Annotated in this window: 11 protein-coding genes; 6 read left to right on the top strand and 5 right to left on the bottom strand. The window is 65.7% G+C overall.

What is annotated here, in order from left to right; all coding sequences use genetic code 11:
• Positions 1-28 precede the first annotated feature (28 nt).
• Genes FLQ03_RS15265 through tldD form a run of 3 tightly spaced genes read left to right on the top strand, consistent with a single transcriptional unit; the run spans position 29 to position 6,148 of the window.
• A complete protein-coding gene (locus FLQ03_RS15265) occupies positions 29-3,877 on the top strand; it encodes a YhdP family protein (RefSeq protein ID WP_170252440.1) in 3,849 nt (1,282 codons plus the stop codon).
• 13 nt (positions 3,878-3,890) lie between these two features.
• Positions 3,891-4,700, top strand: coding sequence for a carbon-nitrogen hydrolase family protein (locus tag FLQ03_RS15270; RefSeq protein WP_144371751.1), 810 nt, complete (start codon positions 3,891-3,893; stop codon positions 4,698-4,700).
• Positions 4,701-4,711: 11 nt separating this feature from the next.
• On the top strand, positions 4,712-6,148 hold the full coding sequence (gene tldD, locus FLQ03_RS15275) for a metalloprotease TldD (RefSeq protein WP_206210999.1): 1,437 nt from the start codon (positions 4,712-4,714) through the stop codon (positions 6,146-6,148).
• A 16-nt stretch (positions 6,149-6,164) separates the two neighbouring features.
• Here the strand turns inward: tldD and FLQ03_RS15280 are convergent, their stop codons facing one another.
• Positions 6,165-7,274: a YbdK family carboxylate-amine ligase gene (locus FLQ03_RS15280; protein WP_170252441.1), complete on the bottom strand. Its 1,110-nt coding sequence runs from the start codon at positions 7,272-7,274 to the stop codon at positions 6,165-6,167.
• Between the two features lie 55 nt (positions 7,275-7,329).
• On the opposite strand from FLQ03_RS15280, the gene FLQ03_RS15285 reads away from it, so the two are divergent.
• Positions 7,330-7,809 carry a MarR family winged helix-turn-helix transcriptional regulator gene (locus FLQ03_RS15285; protein WP_170252442.1) on the top strand — a complete coding sequence of 160 codons (480 nt, stop codon included), beginning with the start codon at positions 7,330-7,332 and terminating at the stop codon, positions 7,807-7,809.
• Between the two features lie 143 nt (positions 7,810-7,952).
• On the opposite strand, the gene msrB is transcribed toward FLQ03_RS15285, so the two are convergent.
• The 4 genes from msrB to FLQ03_RS15305 all read right to left on the bottom strand — a co-directional run bounded on the left by msrB (position 7,953) and on the right by FLQ03_RS15305 (position 11,433).
• Complete coding sequence (gene msrB, locus FLQ03_RS15290; protein WP_144371754.1) at positions 7,953-8,354, bottom strand: peptide-methionine (R)-S-oxide reductase MsrB; 402 nt, start codon at positions 8,352-8,354, stop codon at positions 7,953-7,955.
• 33 nt (positions 8,355-8,387) lie between these two features.
• Positions 8,388-9,032, bottom strand: a complete 645-nt coding sequence (locus FLQ03_RS15295) for a histidine phosphatase family protein (RefSeq protein ID WP_144371755.1) — start codon at positions 9,030-9,032, stop codon at positions 8,388-8,390.
• A gap of 45 nt (positions 9,033-9,077) precedes the next feature.
• Positions 9,078-9,953, bottom strand: a complete 876-nt coding sequence (locus FLQ03_RS15300; RefSeq protein WP_144371756.1) for an AEC family transporter — start codon at positions 9,951-9,953, stop codon at positions 9,078-9,080.
• A gap of 115 nt (positions 9,954-10,068) precedes the next feature.
• Positions 10,069-11,433: a deoxyguanosinetriphosphate triphosphohydrolase gene (locus FLQ03_RS15305; protein ID WP_240802285.1), complete on the bottom strand. Its 1,365-nt coding sequence runs from the start codon at positions 11,431-11,433 to the stop codon at positions 10,069-10,071.
• Between the two features lie 226 nt (positions 11,434-11,659).
• Here FLQ03_RS15305 and FLQ03_RS15310 point away from each other — a divergent pair, with 226 nt between their 5' ends.
• Complete coding sequence (locus tag FLQ03_RS15310; RefSeq protein ID WP_144371757.1) at positions 11,660-12,877, top strand: MFS transporter; 1,218 nt, start codon at positions 11,660-11,662, stop codon at positions 12,875-12,877.
• Positions 12,877-13,500: a helix-turn-helix transcriptional regulator gene (locus FLQ03_RS15315; RefSeq protein WP_144371758.1), complete on the top strand. Its 624-nt coding sequence runs from the start codon at positions 12,877-12,879 to the stop codon at positions 13,498-13,500. Before FLQ03_RS15310 ends, FLQ03_RS15315 begins: the two co-directional genes overlap by 1 nt.
• Positions 13,501-13,845 lie beyond the last annotated feature (345 nt).

Here is a 13,845-nt window from a genome sequence, read left to right on the forward strand (position 1 = left end):
AATGCGCTTTCCACGCAATGACAAAATCGTGACTGACCATTCTACCCCCACTCCCGACCCGGCGGCAGCCGCTGCAGACCGCAGCCCGCGGGTAATTTTCTGGCTGCGTCGCATCCTCGGCATCACGTTCTGGCTGTTGCTGGTCGTGACGCTGACGCTCGCCTGTGCCTTCGGGGTGTTCCGCTTTTACATCTTGCCCAATCTGAACGACTGGCGGCCGGCATTGGCGCGCCAGATCAGCCAGGCGGTGGGCATGCCGGTGACGCTGGGGCATATCCGCGGCGAGTGGCGCGTGCTGGCACCGCGCTTTACCGTGGACCGCCTGCAGATCCAGACCGATCCAGCCATCGCCCCGTTGACCGTGCGTGAAGTACAAGTGCAGCCGTCGTGGCAAAGCCTGCTGTTTCTGGAACCGCGGCTGAGCCTGCTGCGGCTGGATGGCCTGAGCCTGAACCTGGAGCGCCGTACCAACGGGCACCTGTACCTGAACGGTATCGACCTGTCTGCGGGCAAGGGCGATGGCCGCGCGCTGGACTGGCTGCTGCGCCAGCACGAGATCAGCGTCGAGGTGCAGCGCTTTGTCTGGCAAGACCACCTGCTGGCCTTGCCGCCGCTGGAAGCGCGCAAACTGTCGCTGACGCTTGGCAGCGGCCTGTTCGGCCATCAGCTGAAGGCGGTAGCGTTGCCAGCAGGCAGCCAGCTATCGCATGTCGATTTTGAAGCCGAGTGGCAGGGCGGGGCGGTAGCCGACTGGCAACAGTGGCAGGGTAGTGCCACCTTGCAGGCGGATACGCCGCAGCTGGGCTGGTTCCAGCGCTATCTGCCGCGTTCGCCGCTGGCGGTGGGTGGTTCGGCGTCGTCGCGGGTGCAGCTGGCGTTCGACGCTGGCCGCGTCACCCGCCTGCAAGGCAAGTGGCAGGTGGATAACGCGGCGCTGTCGCTGCGCGGCGGAGAGACCACCCGGCTGCCGCGTCTGGCCGGCGAGGTGGATTACCACAGCCCGGCGGCCGGCGAACACCGGCTGCAGGCCAGCCATCTGTTTCTGCAAACCCGTTTTGGCAGCCTGCTGCAGGACGCCGCGGTCACCGCCAGCTGGCACGACAGCCGTGGCGGTTTTGTCGAAGCCAGCGGTCTGCAGCTGGCGCCGGTATTGCCGCTGCTGCAGCCGCATGTGCCGGCACTGGCAGATAGCGCGCTGCGACAGCTCGATGGCGAGCTGAAAGGCCTGCGCTGGCAATGGCAAGGCCGGATCGCCCAGCCGCAACAATACCTGTTCAAAACCCGTTTTGCCGGGCTGTCGCCCAGGTTGGCCGCAGACAGTGTCCGTATCGACGGCGGCCTGGACGGCGAGCTCACTGCCAGCCAGCACGATGGCAGCCTGCGCTTCAGCGCGGCGCCGATGAGTGTTGCGGTGCCGGCCGAGCTGCGCCAGCCCCTGCGCTTGACCGGTGCCCAGGGCGAACTGCGCTGGCAGCGCCAGGCGCAGGGCTGGCAGCTGCGGGTCGCCGGTGTGGATGTGGCGACGCCCGATTTCTCTGCCCGCCTGCAGGGCGAGGTCAGCCTGCCGGATAGCGGCCCCAGCGATAGCCGCCTTGGCTTGAGCATGGTGCAGGTGCCGGTAAAACGCATTGCCGCCTACCTGCCGGAACTGATCGGCACCGACACCGTCACCTGGCTGCACGCCGCCTTGCAAGGCGGCACCGCCCGCGAGGTGCGTGCCAGTTTGCAGGGCGACATCACGCGCTTCCCGTTTGCCGGCGGCCAGGGCGGCCGCTTCCTGGTGGAAGCCGACGTGGACGACGGCAAGTTCCTGTTTGACCCGGCCTGGCCGGTGCTGGACGGCATACAGGGTCGCTTTCGCATGCTGAACGATGGCATCGAGGTACAGGCAGCCCGTGCGCGCACTGCTGGTGTCGCCTTGCAGCAGGTAACGGTGCGGCTGCCAGACCTGATGCGCGAGCACGCCAAGTTGTACGTCGAGGGTCTGGCTCAGGGCGAGCTGCCGCAGATGTTGGCCTACACCCGTGCCAGCCCGGTGGATGGCTGGCTGGACGGGTTTCTGTCCACGCTGGACAGCAGCGGCCAGGCGCAACTGAAACTGGGCCTGACGCTGCCGCTGGACGATATGGAAGCTGCGCGTGTTGACGGCGACGTCACGCTGGCGGGCAATACGCTGCAGCTACGGGATTTGCCCTTGCCCCTGCTTACCGACATCCACGGGGTGTTGCACTTCAACGAACACGGTGTGTCAACGCCCGGTATCGACTATCAGGCCTTTGGCGGGCACAGCCGCCTGCAGGCCACGCTGGACAAGCAGCAGCGCATGCAGTTTGTCAGCCATGGGCAGGTAGACATCAGCCCCGTACTGCAACAGTACGTGCCGTTCCTGGCGCGTTATGCCAGCGGCAATACCGATTACCGCGCCGACTTTACCGTTGGCCGCACGCTGGACGCCTTGACCGTGCAGTCGTCGCTGCAAGGGGTGGCCACCGCGGTGCCGGCGCCACTGGCCAAACCGGCGCAGGACAGTTGGCCGCTGCAGCTGGGGGTGTACGCCACGCAGAAGGGCTGGCAAGTGGACTGGCAAGTGCCCGGCCATGCCCAGGGCCTGGTAGCGCTGGGCGCCAATGGCGAGTTGCTGGGTGCCGGCGTGGGTGTGGGTACCGACACGCCGGACCCCACCGGCCGCATTGCGATCCGGGCTGCCGCCCCGGCGGTACAGCTGGAGCCGTGGCTGGCTGCTTTGCCAGCAGGCGAGGATGTCGCCGGTGAATGGGCATTGCCACTGAAGCTGGCGCTGAGCACGCCGCGCTTTAGCGCCCAAGGCAAGCAACTGAACCAGCTGGACGCGGTGATGAACTGGCAGGGCGGCGAATCGCCGCTGCAACTGCAGTTGAAGTCGCGCGAGGTGTCCGGCGACATCCGCTACATGCCGCACGGGCACGGCAAGCTGGAGGCCCGGCTGCAGCACCTGTCGCTGCCGCTGGCGGAAGGGGGCGACGCCGCCGGCGACAGCGGGCAGGAGATCAGCGTGCCCGGGCTGGACATCCACGTGGCGGCGCTCAGCTGGAAAGACCGCGTCTTGGGCGACCTGATCCTGAAGGCGCAGCACCAGCCGCAATTGTGGCTGCTGGACGAAGTGCTACTGCAAACGCCGGACGGCAACCTGGCCATTAGCGGCGCCGCGCCGGAAGGCAAGAGCAGCAGCGCACGCCGTACCGAGATCGTGTTCAGCGCCAAGAGCCAGGACGCCGGCAAGCTGCTGGCCAGGCTGGGTGTGCCCGACGCGCTGATCGGCGGCGAGGGCGAGCTGGCCGGACGCGTGTCGTGGCTGGGCCATGTCACCGCGTTCGACCTGGCGCGGCTGGCCGGCAGCGTGAAGCTGGACCTGCGCAAAGGGCGCTTCGCCCAGGTGGACCCGGGCGCGGCGCGCTTGCTTGGCGTGCTCAGCCTGCAGTCGTTGTCGCGGCGCATCCGGCTGGATTTTACCGATGTGTTCAGTAGCGGCTTTGCTTTCGATACCCTGACCGGCAGTGCCGATATCGACGCCGGCGTGTTCCGCTCGCGCAATGTGCTGTTGCAGGGGCCGGCCGCCAAGGTTAACTTGCAAGGCGAGGCCGATTTGGCCAATAACAGCCAGCAGCTGCGCGTGCACATCACGCCGACGCTGTCGGAAGGGGTGGCGGTGATTACCGGCGCCTCCTTGCTGAACCCGATTGCCGGCGCCATCACCTTTGCGGCGCAAAAGCTGCTGAAGGACCCGGTAAGCCAGATATTGTCATTCGATTATGAAGTCACCGGCAGCCTGACCGAACCGCAAGTGCGCAAGGTAGGCCAGCAGGTGGAAAATGTCCCGGCGGCACCCGCTGCCCGTTGAGGCTGGAGAACATATGGAACACGCTTTCAAGGTGGCTGCCGTACAGATGGTGTCCACCACCGATCCGCAACGCAACCTGGCGCGTGCAGCCGAGCTGGTGGCCGAAGCCGCCGCCGCTGGCGCCCAGCTGGTGGTATTGCCGGAATACTTTTGCCTGATGGGGCGCGCCGACGGCGACAAGGTCGCCATCCGCGAAACCTTCGGCGACGGCCCGCTGCAGCGCGGCCTGGCCGCCATGGCGCGCCAGCACGGCGTGTGGCTGGTAGCCGGTACCATCCCGCTGGCCTGCCCGGACCCGGACCGCGTGTTCAATACCCTGCTGCTGTACGCGCCGGACGGCAGCGTGCACGGCCGTTACGACAAGATTCACCTGTTCGGTTTTACCGGCCAGGGCGAGCGTTATTGCGAATCGGACAGCATCGTGCCGGGCAGCGAGCCGCTGCGCGTCAGCACGCCGCTGGCCGAGCTGGCGTTCGGCATTTGCTACGACCTGCGTTTCCCCGAGTTATTCCGCCGCATGGCGCCGTTCGACCTGCTGATCCTGCCGGCGGCGTTTACCGCCACCACCGGCGAGGCGCACTGGGAAGTGCTGCTGCGCGCCCGTGCCATCGAAAACCAGTGCTACGTGCTGGCGTCGGCGCAAGGCGGCAGCCATGAAAACGGCCGCCATACCCACGGCCAGAGCCTGCTGATCGACCCCTGGGGCAAGATCGTGGCCCAGCTGGACAAGGGCGAGGGCGTGGTGGTGGCCGACATCGATCCCACTCTTCTTCAATCGGTGCGTAGCCGCCTGCCGGCGCTGGCGCATCGGGTGTTTTCCTGAAAGAACAAGACATGAGCCAATTAGCCATTGCCGAACAACTGTTGCTGGCCCCGTACGGCGTGACCGAAAGCGTGATCGAGTCCACGCTGGGGCGCATGCTGGGCCACCAGATCGATTACGCCGACCTGTACTTCCAGAGCACGCGCAGCGAAGGCTGGAGCCTGGAAGAGGGCATCGTCAAGGCCGGCAGTTTCAGCATTGACCAGGGCGTCGGCGTGCGCGCCGTCGCCGGCGACAAGACCGCCTTTGCCTATTCCGACGATATCAGCGCCTTTGCGCTGGGCAAGGCGGCCGACGCGGTACGCGCCATCGGTGCCGCCGGCGGCCACGGCAACGCCGGCGCGGTAGCCACCCGCTATGGCAGCAGCCTGTACGCGGCGGCCAACCCGCTGGACAGCCTGCCGGCCGAGGCCAAAGTGGCCATCCTGCAGAAAGTGGAAAAACTGGCCCGCGCCGCCGACCCGCGCATCATCCAGGTGATGGCCGGCCTGGCTGCGGAGTACGACGTGGTTTACATCGCCCGCCACGACGGCGTGCGCAGCGCCGACGTCCGTCCGCTGGTGCGGCTATCGGTGACGGTGATTGCCGAACAGGATGGCCGCCGCGAAATGGGCAGCAGCGGTGGTGGCGGTCGTTACGACCTCAGCCGCTTTGGCGACGCGCAGATCGAGCACCACGTGCAGAAGGCGGTACGTCAGGCGCTGGTGAACCTGGAAGCCCGCCCGGCACCGGCCGGCCAGATGACGGTAGTGCTAGGCGCCGGCTGGCCCGGCGTGCTGCTGCACGAAGCCATCGGCCACGGCCTGGAAGGCGACTTCAACCGCAAGGGCACCTCGGCCTTCAGCGGCATGATCGGCCAGCGTGTCGCCGCAGCGGGCGTGACCGTGGTAGACGACGGCACGCTGCAGGACCGTCGCGGCTCGCTGTCCATCGACGACGAAGGTAATGCCACGCAGCGTACCGTGCTGATCGAGGACGGCATCCTCAAAGGCTATATGCAGGACGCGATGAACGCCCGCCTGATGGGCGTGGCGCCTACCGGCAACGGCCGCCGCGAGTCCTACGCCCACATCCCGATGCCGCGCATGACCAACACCTACATGCTGGGCGGCGACAAGACGCCGGAAGAGATCATCGCCTCGGTGCCGGACGGCATTTATGCGGCCAACTTCGGCGGTGGCCAGGTGGACATCACCAGCGGCAAGTTCGTGTTCTCGGCGTCGGAGGCGTGGAAGATCGAAAACGGCAAGCTGGCCTACCCGGTGAAGGGCGCCACGCTGATCGGCAACGGCCCGGATGTGCTGAACTACGTGTCGATGATCGGCAACGACATGGCGCTGGACGAAGGCGTGGGCGTGTGCGGCAAGGAAGGCCAGAGCGTGCCGGTGGGCGTCGGCCAGCCCACGCTGCGCATCGACGGCGGCCTCACCGTCGGCGGCACCGCCTGACGCTGCCGGCTGGCCGTCAGGCCAGCCATTGCCCGGCCTGACGGCGCAGCATGTCGTGCAGGCTGGCATCGCCCGGCTGCAGGCACGGCGACGGCGTGTCGCCCGCTTGCAGCTGTTGCTGCAGCCCCTGCAGTAGCTGCCGGCTGAAGTCATCCGTGGCATGCGGCAGGATCTGTTGCAGCGTATCCAGCATCTGCTGCCGCAGCGGGCGCCGTCCGCCGCGCTGCACGTCAATGAAAGTGGCGTCCACGCCGTGGCGCGCTGCCTGAAAGCGGTTGTAGCCGTACACGCTGTACAGCGCTTCGCGCCCGGGCAAGGTTGGCCGCAAGGCCAGGTAGTACTGCGCCAGCGCCTGGGTGTATACCGCCAGCAGCACTGCATGCCGCATCGTGTACGGCGTATCGAAGATGCGTACCTCCACCGTGCCGTACTCCGGCTTGGGGCGAATGTCCCAGTACAGGTCTTTCAGGCTGCCGATAATGCCGTGGCTGGCCAGCAGATGGGTGTGGTCACAAAAATCCTGCCATTGCCGCAGCTGAGCGGGCAGGTGGCCGCTATTGGGGAACGCGTGCACGGTATTGCTGCGTGCCGAGGCAAAGCCGCTGGCTTCGCCTTGCACGTAGGGGGAGGCGGCTGACAGCGCCAGCAGCACCGGGACGTGGTACGCCAGCGCGTGGCACAGCCAGATGGCGCTGTCGCCATCCGGGCAACCCACGTGTACATGCTGGCCGAAGACGGTGAACTGCCGCGCCAGGTAACCGTACTCGCTGGCAAAGTGATGGTAGCGCGGGTGGTCGCTGATACGGCGCTGCCGCCAGTCCTGGAACGGGTGGGTGCCGCCGCCGCACGGCAAGGCGCCCAGCTGGTAGCAATAATGCTGCAGGATCAGCCCCGCCGAGTGCATGTCGTCGTACAGCGTGGCGCCGGTGGCGTGCACCTGGCTGTTGATCTCCAGCATCGAGCACGTCACCTCCTGCTTGAACTGCTGGTGTCCGTCGGCGTGCAAATCGGCCAGCAAAGCCGGCGCGCAGGGTTTCAGGTCCAGGTTTTGCTGGCACAATAGCTGGATTTCCAGCTCCATGCCGACGGTACCGGGGCGCGAGGGGGTGAAAGCCGGAATGTGCATGGCGCGTCTCCTTGAATTTATATTTTGTACAAAACCATTTCTCAAGAAAGAGCGTATGTCGCAAGAGAAAGTTCCGGCTTCGCCGCTGGCGGTGTTGCAACTGTTTCGCGTCGTATTCCGGGCGGCCCAGCAGTATTCGGCCGATACCGAAAAAGCACTGGGCATTTCCGGCGCCCAAGCTTGGTTGATGGCCGAGCTGTACGAGCACGGGCCGCAAAAAGCTGGCGAGTTGGCCGCCCGCATGGCCATCAAGCCGGCTACGCTCAGCAATATGCTGATCCGCATGGGGGAGATGGGTTACATCACGCGCCAGCGCAGCGAGCGTGACCAGCGCGTGGTGGAGGTATCGCTGACCGAACAGGGCCAGCAACTGATGGCCGCCAAAGGCTGTACCCCGCGCGGCTGGCTGCCGGAAGCGCTGGGCAAGCTGCCTCCGGAGCAGTTGGTATCGCTGGCGGGCGGGCTGGAAGCCATGCTGGCCGCCATGGGCGTGCCGGCCGAAGGTGGTGACAAACCGCTACCGTTTACCGAATAAGCCCTGGCCGTGTCAGGGCCACGGCGGTTGACGCCCCCCGCGCGAACCCGGCACGAAAAACAAAACCCCCTTGCTATGGCGGCAAGGGGGTTTTTGCTGCGTGTCTGCCTGTACGGCAGGTTGATCATCGATCCGGCCTGCGCTCAGGCCGGGTCATCTTCGAAGCGCATGGCGACCGAGTTGATGCAGTAGCGCTCGCCGGTAGGCGGCGGGCCGTCGTCGAACACGTGGCCCAGGTGGGCGTCGCAGCGGGCGCAGCGTACTTCGGTGCGGATCATGCCGTGGCTGGTGTCGCGGATGCGCAGGATGCTGCCGGCGACGGCTTCCTGCCAGAAGCTGGGCCAGCCGCAGCCGGCGTCGAATTTGGTGGCCGATTCGAACAGCAGGCTGTCACAGCAGATGCAGTGGTAGCGGCCGTGGCGGTTGTGGAAGTAGTGCTCGCCGGTAAACGGCCGCTCAGTGCCGGCTTCGCGGGTCACGTAGTATTGCTCCGGCGTCAGCTGGGCGCGCCATTGCTGCGGGGTTTTCAGGATCTTGTCTGTCATGCGGTGTGCTCCTTGCGGCCAACCCTGGCCGTATCAGATTTCATCCAGGGCGGTTTCGCCCAGGTGGCGGGTGTCGGCCCACAAATCCACCTGCCAGCGTTCGCCATCAAATCTTAACCAGTTCAGCGAGGCGTTGGGCACCACGATCATGCGTTGCCCTTGCAGCGGTTGGCCGCTGGCCAGGCGGTAGATCATGTCCAGTACCCCGCCGTGTGCCACCAGCAATACCCGTTGGCCGCGGTGCGCGTCGGCCAGTTGCCGAACCGCGCCGTGGATGCGGTCGGCAAAAGCCTGGATGCTCTCGCCACCGTACAGGTCGTGCTGCAGGCTGCGCTCGCTGTAAGCCGCCCATGCTGCCGGGTGCGTGTGCGCGGCCTCGTCCAGCCGTGCTCCCTGCATGGCGCCGAAGTGGCGTTCCATCAGCGCGGCGTCGGTGGCCAGCGGCAGGCCGACGGCGTGGGCCAGCGGTACGGCGGTGTCGAAGGCGCGACGCAGTGGGCTGCTGTACAGCACGTCAAAGCGGTGGCCGGCGGCGGCGACGGCGTCTGCCAGCTGGCGCGCCTGGCGCTGGCCTTGCGCATTCAGCGGAATGTCGAGCTGGCCTTGCAGCCGGCGTTCGGCGTTCCAGTCGGTTTCGCCGTGGCGGACCAGGCAGAAGCGGGTGGCAAGGTGGGGCATGGCGGGCATGGTCGGGTGTCGGGGTGGTTAGTGTACCCGACTGGCTCAGGCCAGCGCGACTGCCAGGCCCAGTGGCACGAACAGCAGGCTGGCGAGGTTGCCGATCAGCACGATGGACGCCATGCGTTCCGGTTCTTGCCGGTACAACTCGGCCATCAGGAAGTTCAGCACCGCCGGCGGCAGCACGCCAAACAGCACCAGCAACGCGTGTTGCTGGCTGTCCAGCTGCAGCAGTGGCGATACCAGCAGCGCGCCGGCCAGGCCGGTCAGCGGGCATAGCACCGCGCCCAGCACGCCGATGCGCCAGCCGGCCAGACTGACGTCCAGCATGCGTACGCCCAGGGCAAACAGCATCAGCGGGATGGTCATGTCGCCCAGCATCTTGGCCCCCAGCATCAGCCAGTCTGGCAGGTGCCAGCCTGCCACGCCAAACAGCAAGCCCAGCGCGGTGGCGATGACGATGGGGTTGCGTGCCAGCCCGCGCCAGCTGGTGTGCCGGTTGAAGATGAAGGCGCCTAGGGTGAAGTGCAGCAGGTTGGAGATGACGAACAGCACCACAAAGGCGTTGAAACCATCGCGGCCAAAGGCCAGCAGCGCCAGCGGCAGCCCCATGTTGCCGCAGTTGTTGAACATGACCGGCGGCAGTAGCGTGCGCGGGCTGACGCCGGCCAGCCGGCACAGCGGCCAGGCCAGCAGGCCGGAGACGGCCACCACCAGCGCGGCGGCGGGCAGCAGCTTCCATTGTGCCAGCAGCTGGAAGTCGCGCGCCGACAGGGCGGTGAATACCAGTAGCGGTACGCAGACGTCCATGTTCAGCTTGTTGGCTGCCCGCATGTCGGGCTTGGCGTGGCGAGCGTACAGCCAGCCGGCCAGTACGATCAGCAGAACCGGCAGGATGATGGTGAGGATGCGTTCGATCATGATGGCGGGCCGGAAAGAGGAATGGGCATTGTGCTGCCAGACCGTAACGAGGCGGGCGAGGGTTTACCCTTGGTCTGGCGATGGGCTGGCGAACAGGCTGTTCGCCAGTACGGGTTCACAAGATGCCGACGCCGGAAATCTCTCGTGCTAGGTTGGCCGCGTAGTTGTCGGTCATGGCACCGATGTAATCCAGCACGCCCATATAGGCTTGGTACAGGGTCTGGTCATCGTGCAGCGGGCGCGGTAGCAGCCCTAATGCTAGTGCCTGTCGCGGGCTAAGCGCGGCCTCGCCGCCGCTGATGCGGGCATGCACTGCCGGCACCAGCACGTCGAGTACGGTGGCGATGCAAGGGTAGGATGCCAGCTCGGTTACCAGCTTGGTGCGGTGGCGGTACACCTTCTGGCTGGCCAGCGCCTTGGCGTCCTGCAGGGTTTGCTTGATGTCCGGCGCGCAGACGTCGATCAGGTCTTTGCCCGGGAAGGTGCCGGCCAGCAGCGTGTCCTGGTGCAGCATGAATTTCTCGGCTACCTCGGCCACGCAGCGGCCAACCGCTATCCCGCGCAGCATGGCGCATTTCTGGCTGATGTCCTGGGTTTGCCAGACGCGTTCGGTTTCGCCGAAGTGGCTGAACAGCATTTCGAACTCGCGTACGTCAAGAATGCCGATTTCGACCGCGTCCTCCAGGTCGAGGATGGCGTAGCAGATGTCGTCGGCCGCTTCCATCAGGTAGGACAGCGGGTGGCGGCACCATTCGCGTTCGCCCTTGCGCAGCAGGCCCAGCTCGGCGGCGACGCGTTCGAAATAGGGCAGCTCGGTGCGGTAGATGTTGAACTTGCCTCGTGCCTGCGCGCGCGGGGCGTCTGATGTCCACGGGTACTTGATCAGCGCGCCGAGGGCGGCGCTGGTTAGCCGCATGCCGCCTTCGCCCTGGTACATCTCCAGGCTGGCGACCATGCGCAGGCCGTGGGCGTTGCCTTCGTAAGTCTGGATGTCATGCCGTTCGGCGTCGCTCAAACCAGCCAGCAGCGCCGCGTGGCGCGGGTCTCGGAACCACTCGCGCAGCGCGTCCTCGCCGGTGTGGCCGAACGGCGGGTTGCCGATGTCGTGCGCCAGGCAGGCCACTTGCACCGCACCGCCGATATCGAACGGCGTATAGCCGTCCGGCAGCAGGCCCTGCGTCTGCATCATCGCGCCCACGCGGTTGCCCAGGCTGCGGCCAACGCTGGCCACTTCCACGCTATGGGTGAGCCGGTTGTGGGTGTGGTCGTTCGGCGCCAGCGGGTGAACCTGGGTCTTGCGCCCCAGACGGCGGAAGGCGCTGGAAAACACCACGCGGTCGTGGTCGATGTGGAAATCGCTGCGCAGGCCGGCTGCGCCTTCCAGTGTGGCCGGGGTGCGCGTTTCGCGGATGTCGTCGCCAGCCACCTTGAAACGGCGGGTGGACAGCAGTTGCGGCCAGTGCATGCGGTCGGTGCTCATGATCATGCCTTGCAAGAGGGGATGACGGCATGATGCCAGAATCGCGGCCCGGGCTGTAAGGTTGGCCGCAGGCTGCATTGCTGGCGCTGCGGCCTTGCGCGTAAGGCAGGCCGGTGCTTGCGTGCGGTGAGGTGGCATTAAATAAATAAAATTGTTTACTTAATTAGCCAAACAAGCGTAGCCTGTATTTATCGATATAGCCGGCCTGCACCGGCGAAAGCCTCCGATGACTGCTGCACACCCCAAACTGATCCTGTTGGCCATTTGCCTGGTGGCCTTGATGAGCACGGCCGGCGTGGCCATGCCTTACCCAATCCTGGCGCCCATCTTCGTGGATGCGCCAGCCGATGGTTTCAACCACTTTGCCGGCTTGCCGCCCAAGCTGTTGCTGGGCATTGCACTGGCGGCCAACCCGCTGGGCATTTTGCTGGGCAGCAGCTTCATCGGCGCGCTGTCCGATCGCCTGGGTCGCCGCCGCGTGCTGCTGGCTACGCTGACGCTGACCTTGCTGGGCTATCTGCTGACTGCGTGGGCCTTGCATATGCGCTGGTACTGGCTGTTTGCCTTTGCCCGTTTCCTGACCGGGGTGACCGAGGGCAATGTAGCGGTGGCGCGGGCCATCGTGGCCGACCTGCACCCGCAGCTTGATCGCGCGCGCAGCTTTGCCATCCTGAACGCGGTGCTGTACATGGGCTGGTTGGTGGGGCCGATGATAGGCGGTTTTACCTTGCCGCTGGGCGAGCCGGTGCCGTTCATGATCGGCGCGCTGACGCTGCTGCCTTGTCTGGCCATCCTGCTGTGGGTGTTGCCGGAAACCGGAGCCATCCCCGGCCTCGCCGGAAAATCGGTACTGGCCACCGTGCGCGAGCAGCATGCTTTCCGCCTGCTGCGGCAGGATCACACGCTGGCGGCGCTGTTCTGGATGCAGCTGGTGTTCGCGCTGGGTGTCAACGCTTTTTACGAGTTTTACCCGCTGTGGCTGGTGGAGTTTGCGCGGCTGGACAGTACCGGCATTGCCTGGGTCACCGCCGGCTTGTGCCTGGTGATGACGCTGAGCAGCACACTGGTGGGCAAGCTGGGCATGGGGGCCGACCCGCTGCGGCGCGCGCGACAGCAGGCGGTAATGCTAGGTTTGGGTTTGCTGCTGTTTGTGGCGTTACCGCCGGCAGCCGGCTTGTGGTTGATGATCGTGCTGGGTTTGCCGCTGGCTATCTACAACGCGGTGTTGCCGAGCTGGTGTGCCGAGCGCTTTGCGGCGTACGGGCAGGGCAGCGTGATGGGTTTGCTGAGTACCATTTTCTGTATCAGCAATGTATCGATTGCCATTCTGGGCAGCCTGCTGACCTTGCTGGACACTCGTCTTACCATCGCGCTGGGTGGCTGCATGTGCCTGCTGGCGGTGATCATGCTCAATCGTTTGTTGCGTAGCGGGAGGGAGGCGTGATGGCTGGTGTCGATAAGGTACTGTACCTGCTGAAAACCCGCGGCGAGCAGACTGCACAAACGCTGGCCGAGTTGCTGCAGCTTACCAGTATGGGCGCGCGCAAACATTTGGAGGCGTTGCAGCAGCGTGGCCTGGTGTGTAGTGAAGACAGGCCGGCGGGTAAGGGGCGCCCGGCGCGCTACTGGCAGCTGACCGAAGCCGGGCACGCCCGTTTTCCGGACCGGCATGGCGAGTTGACCGCCCAGTTGCTGGTCTTGTTGCGGGAAACGGCGGGCGAAGCGGCGGTGGAGGCCTTGATTACCGCCCGCGAACAACAGGCCATGGCGGTGTACCGCGCCGGCATGGCCGCTGCGGCCAACCTGCCGGCGCGGCTACAGCGTCTGGCGCAAATGCGCAGTGACGAGGGCTATATGGCCGAGCTGACCCAGGACGGCGATAGTTGGCTGCTGATAGAAAACCACTGCCCGATCTGTGTCGCGGCGCGTGCCTGCCAGGGTTTCTGCCGTTCGGAGCTGCAGCAGTTTGCTGCCTTGTTGCCGCAGGCCGAAGTCCGCCGCGAAGCGCACTTGCTACAGGGTGGCCAGCGCTGCGTTTACCGCATCGTGCCCCTGAACGCTAACTAGGGCCTGTTAACGCAATTTTTGATGTGGTGGCGCTTGCCAGGCGGTGGCAATGCACGAAACCCGGGTGCAGCGGGGCGATGCCTGCCGGTACGGTTTGACAAAGCAGTGCCCCGCCTGGCGTGCGCCCTGAAGGGCAGGCCCGATAAGCTTCACACTGCGGCGTTGTCAGGCTTTCGCCGGGCACCACCCAGTGCATCGCTTTCGGCCTGGTATTGGAAAACTTATCGAGCCTGCGCCGCGACAATCAATAGTGTTAATAGGCCCTAATACTTGCCCGCTCGCTGGTGGCGCTGTGCAGGCCGAAGGGTTTTGTAGCAGATGGACGTGGCGCGTACACATCGTGTC

The sequence above is a fragment of the Vogesella urethralis genome (genome assembly GCF_007644045.2).
In the GTDB taxonomy this organism is placed as follows: Bacteria; Pseudomonadota; Gammaproteobacteria; order Burkholderiales; family Chromobacteriaceae; genus Vogesella; species Vogesella urethralis.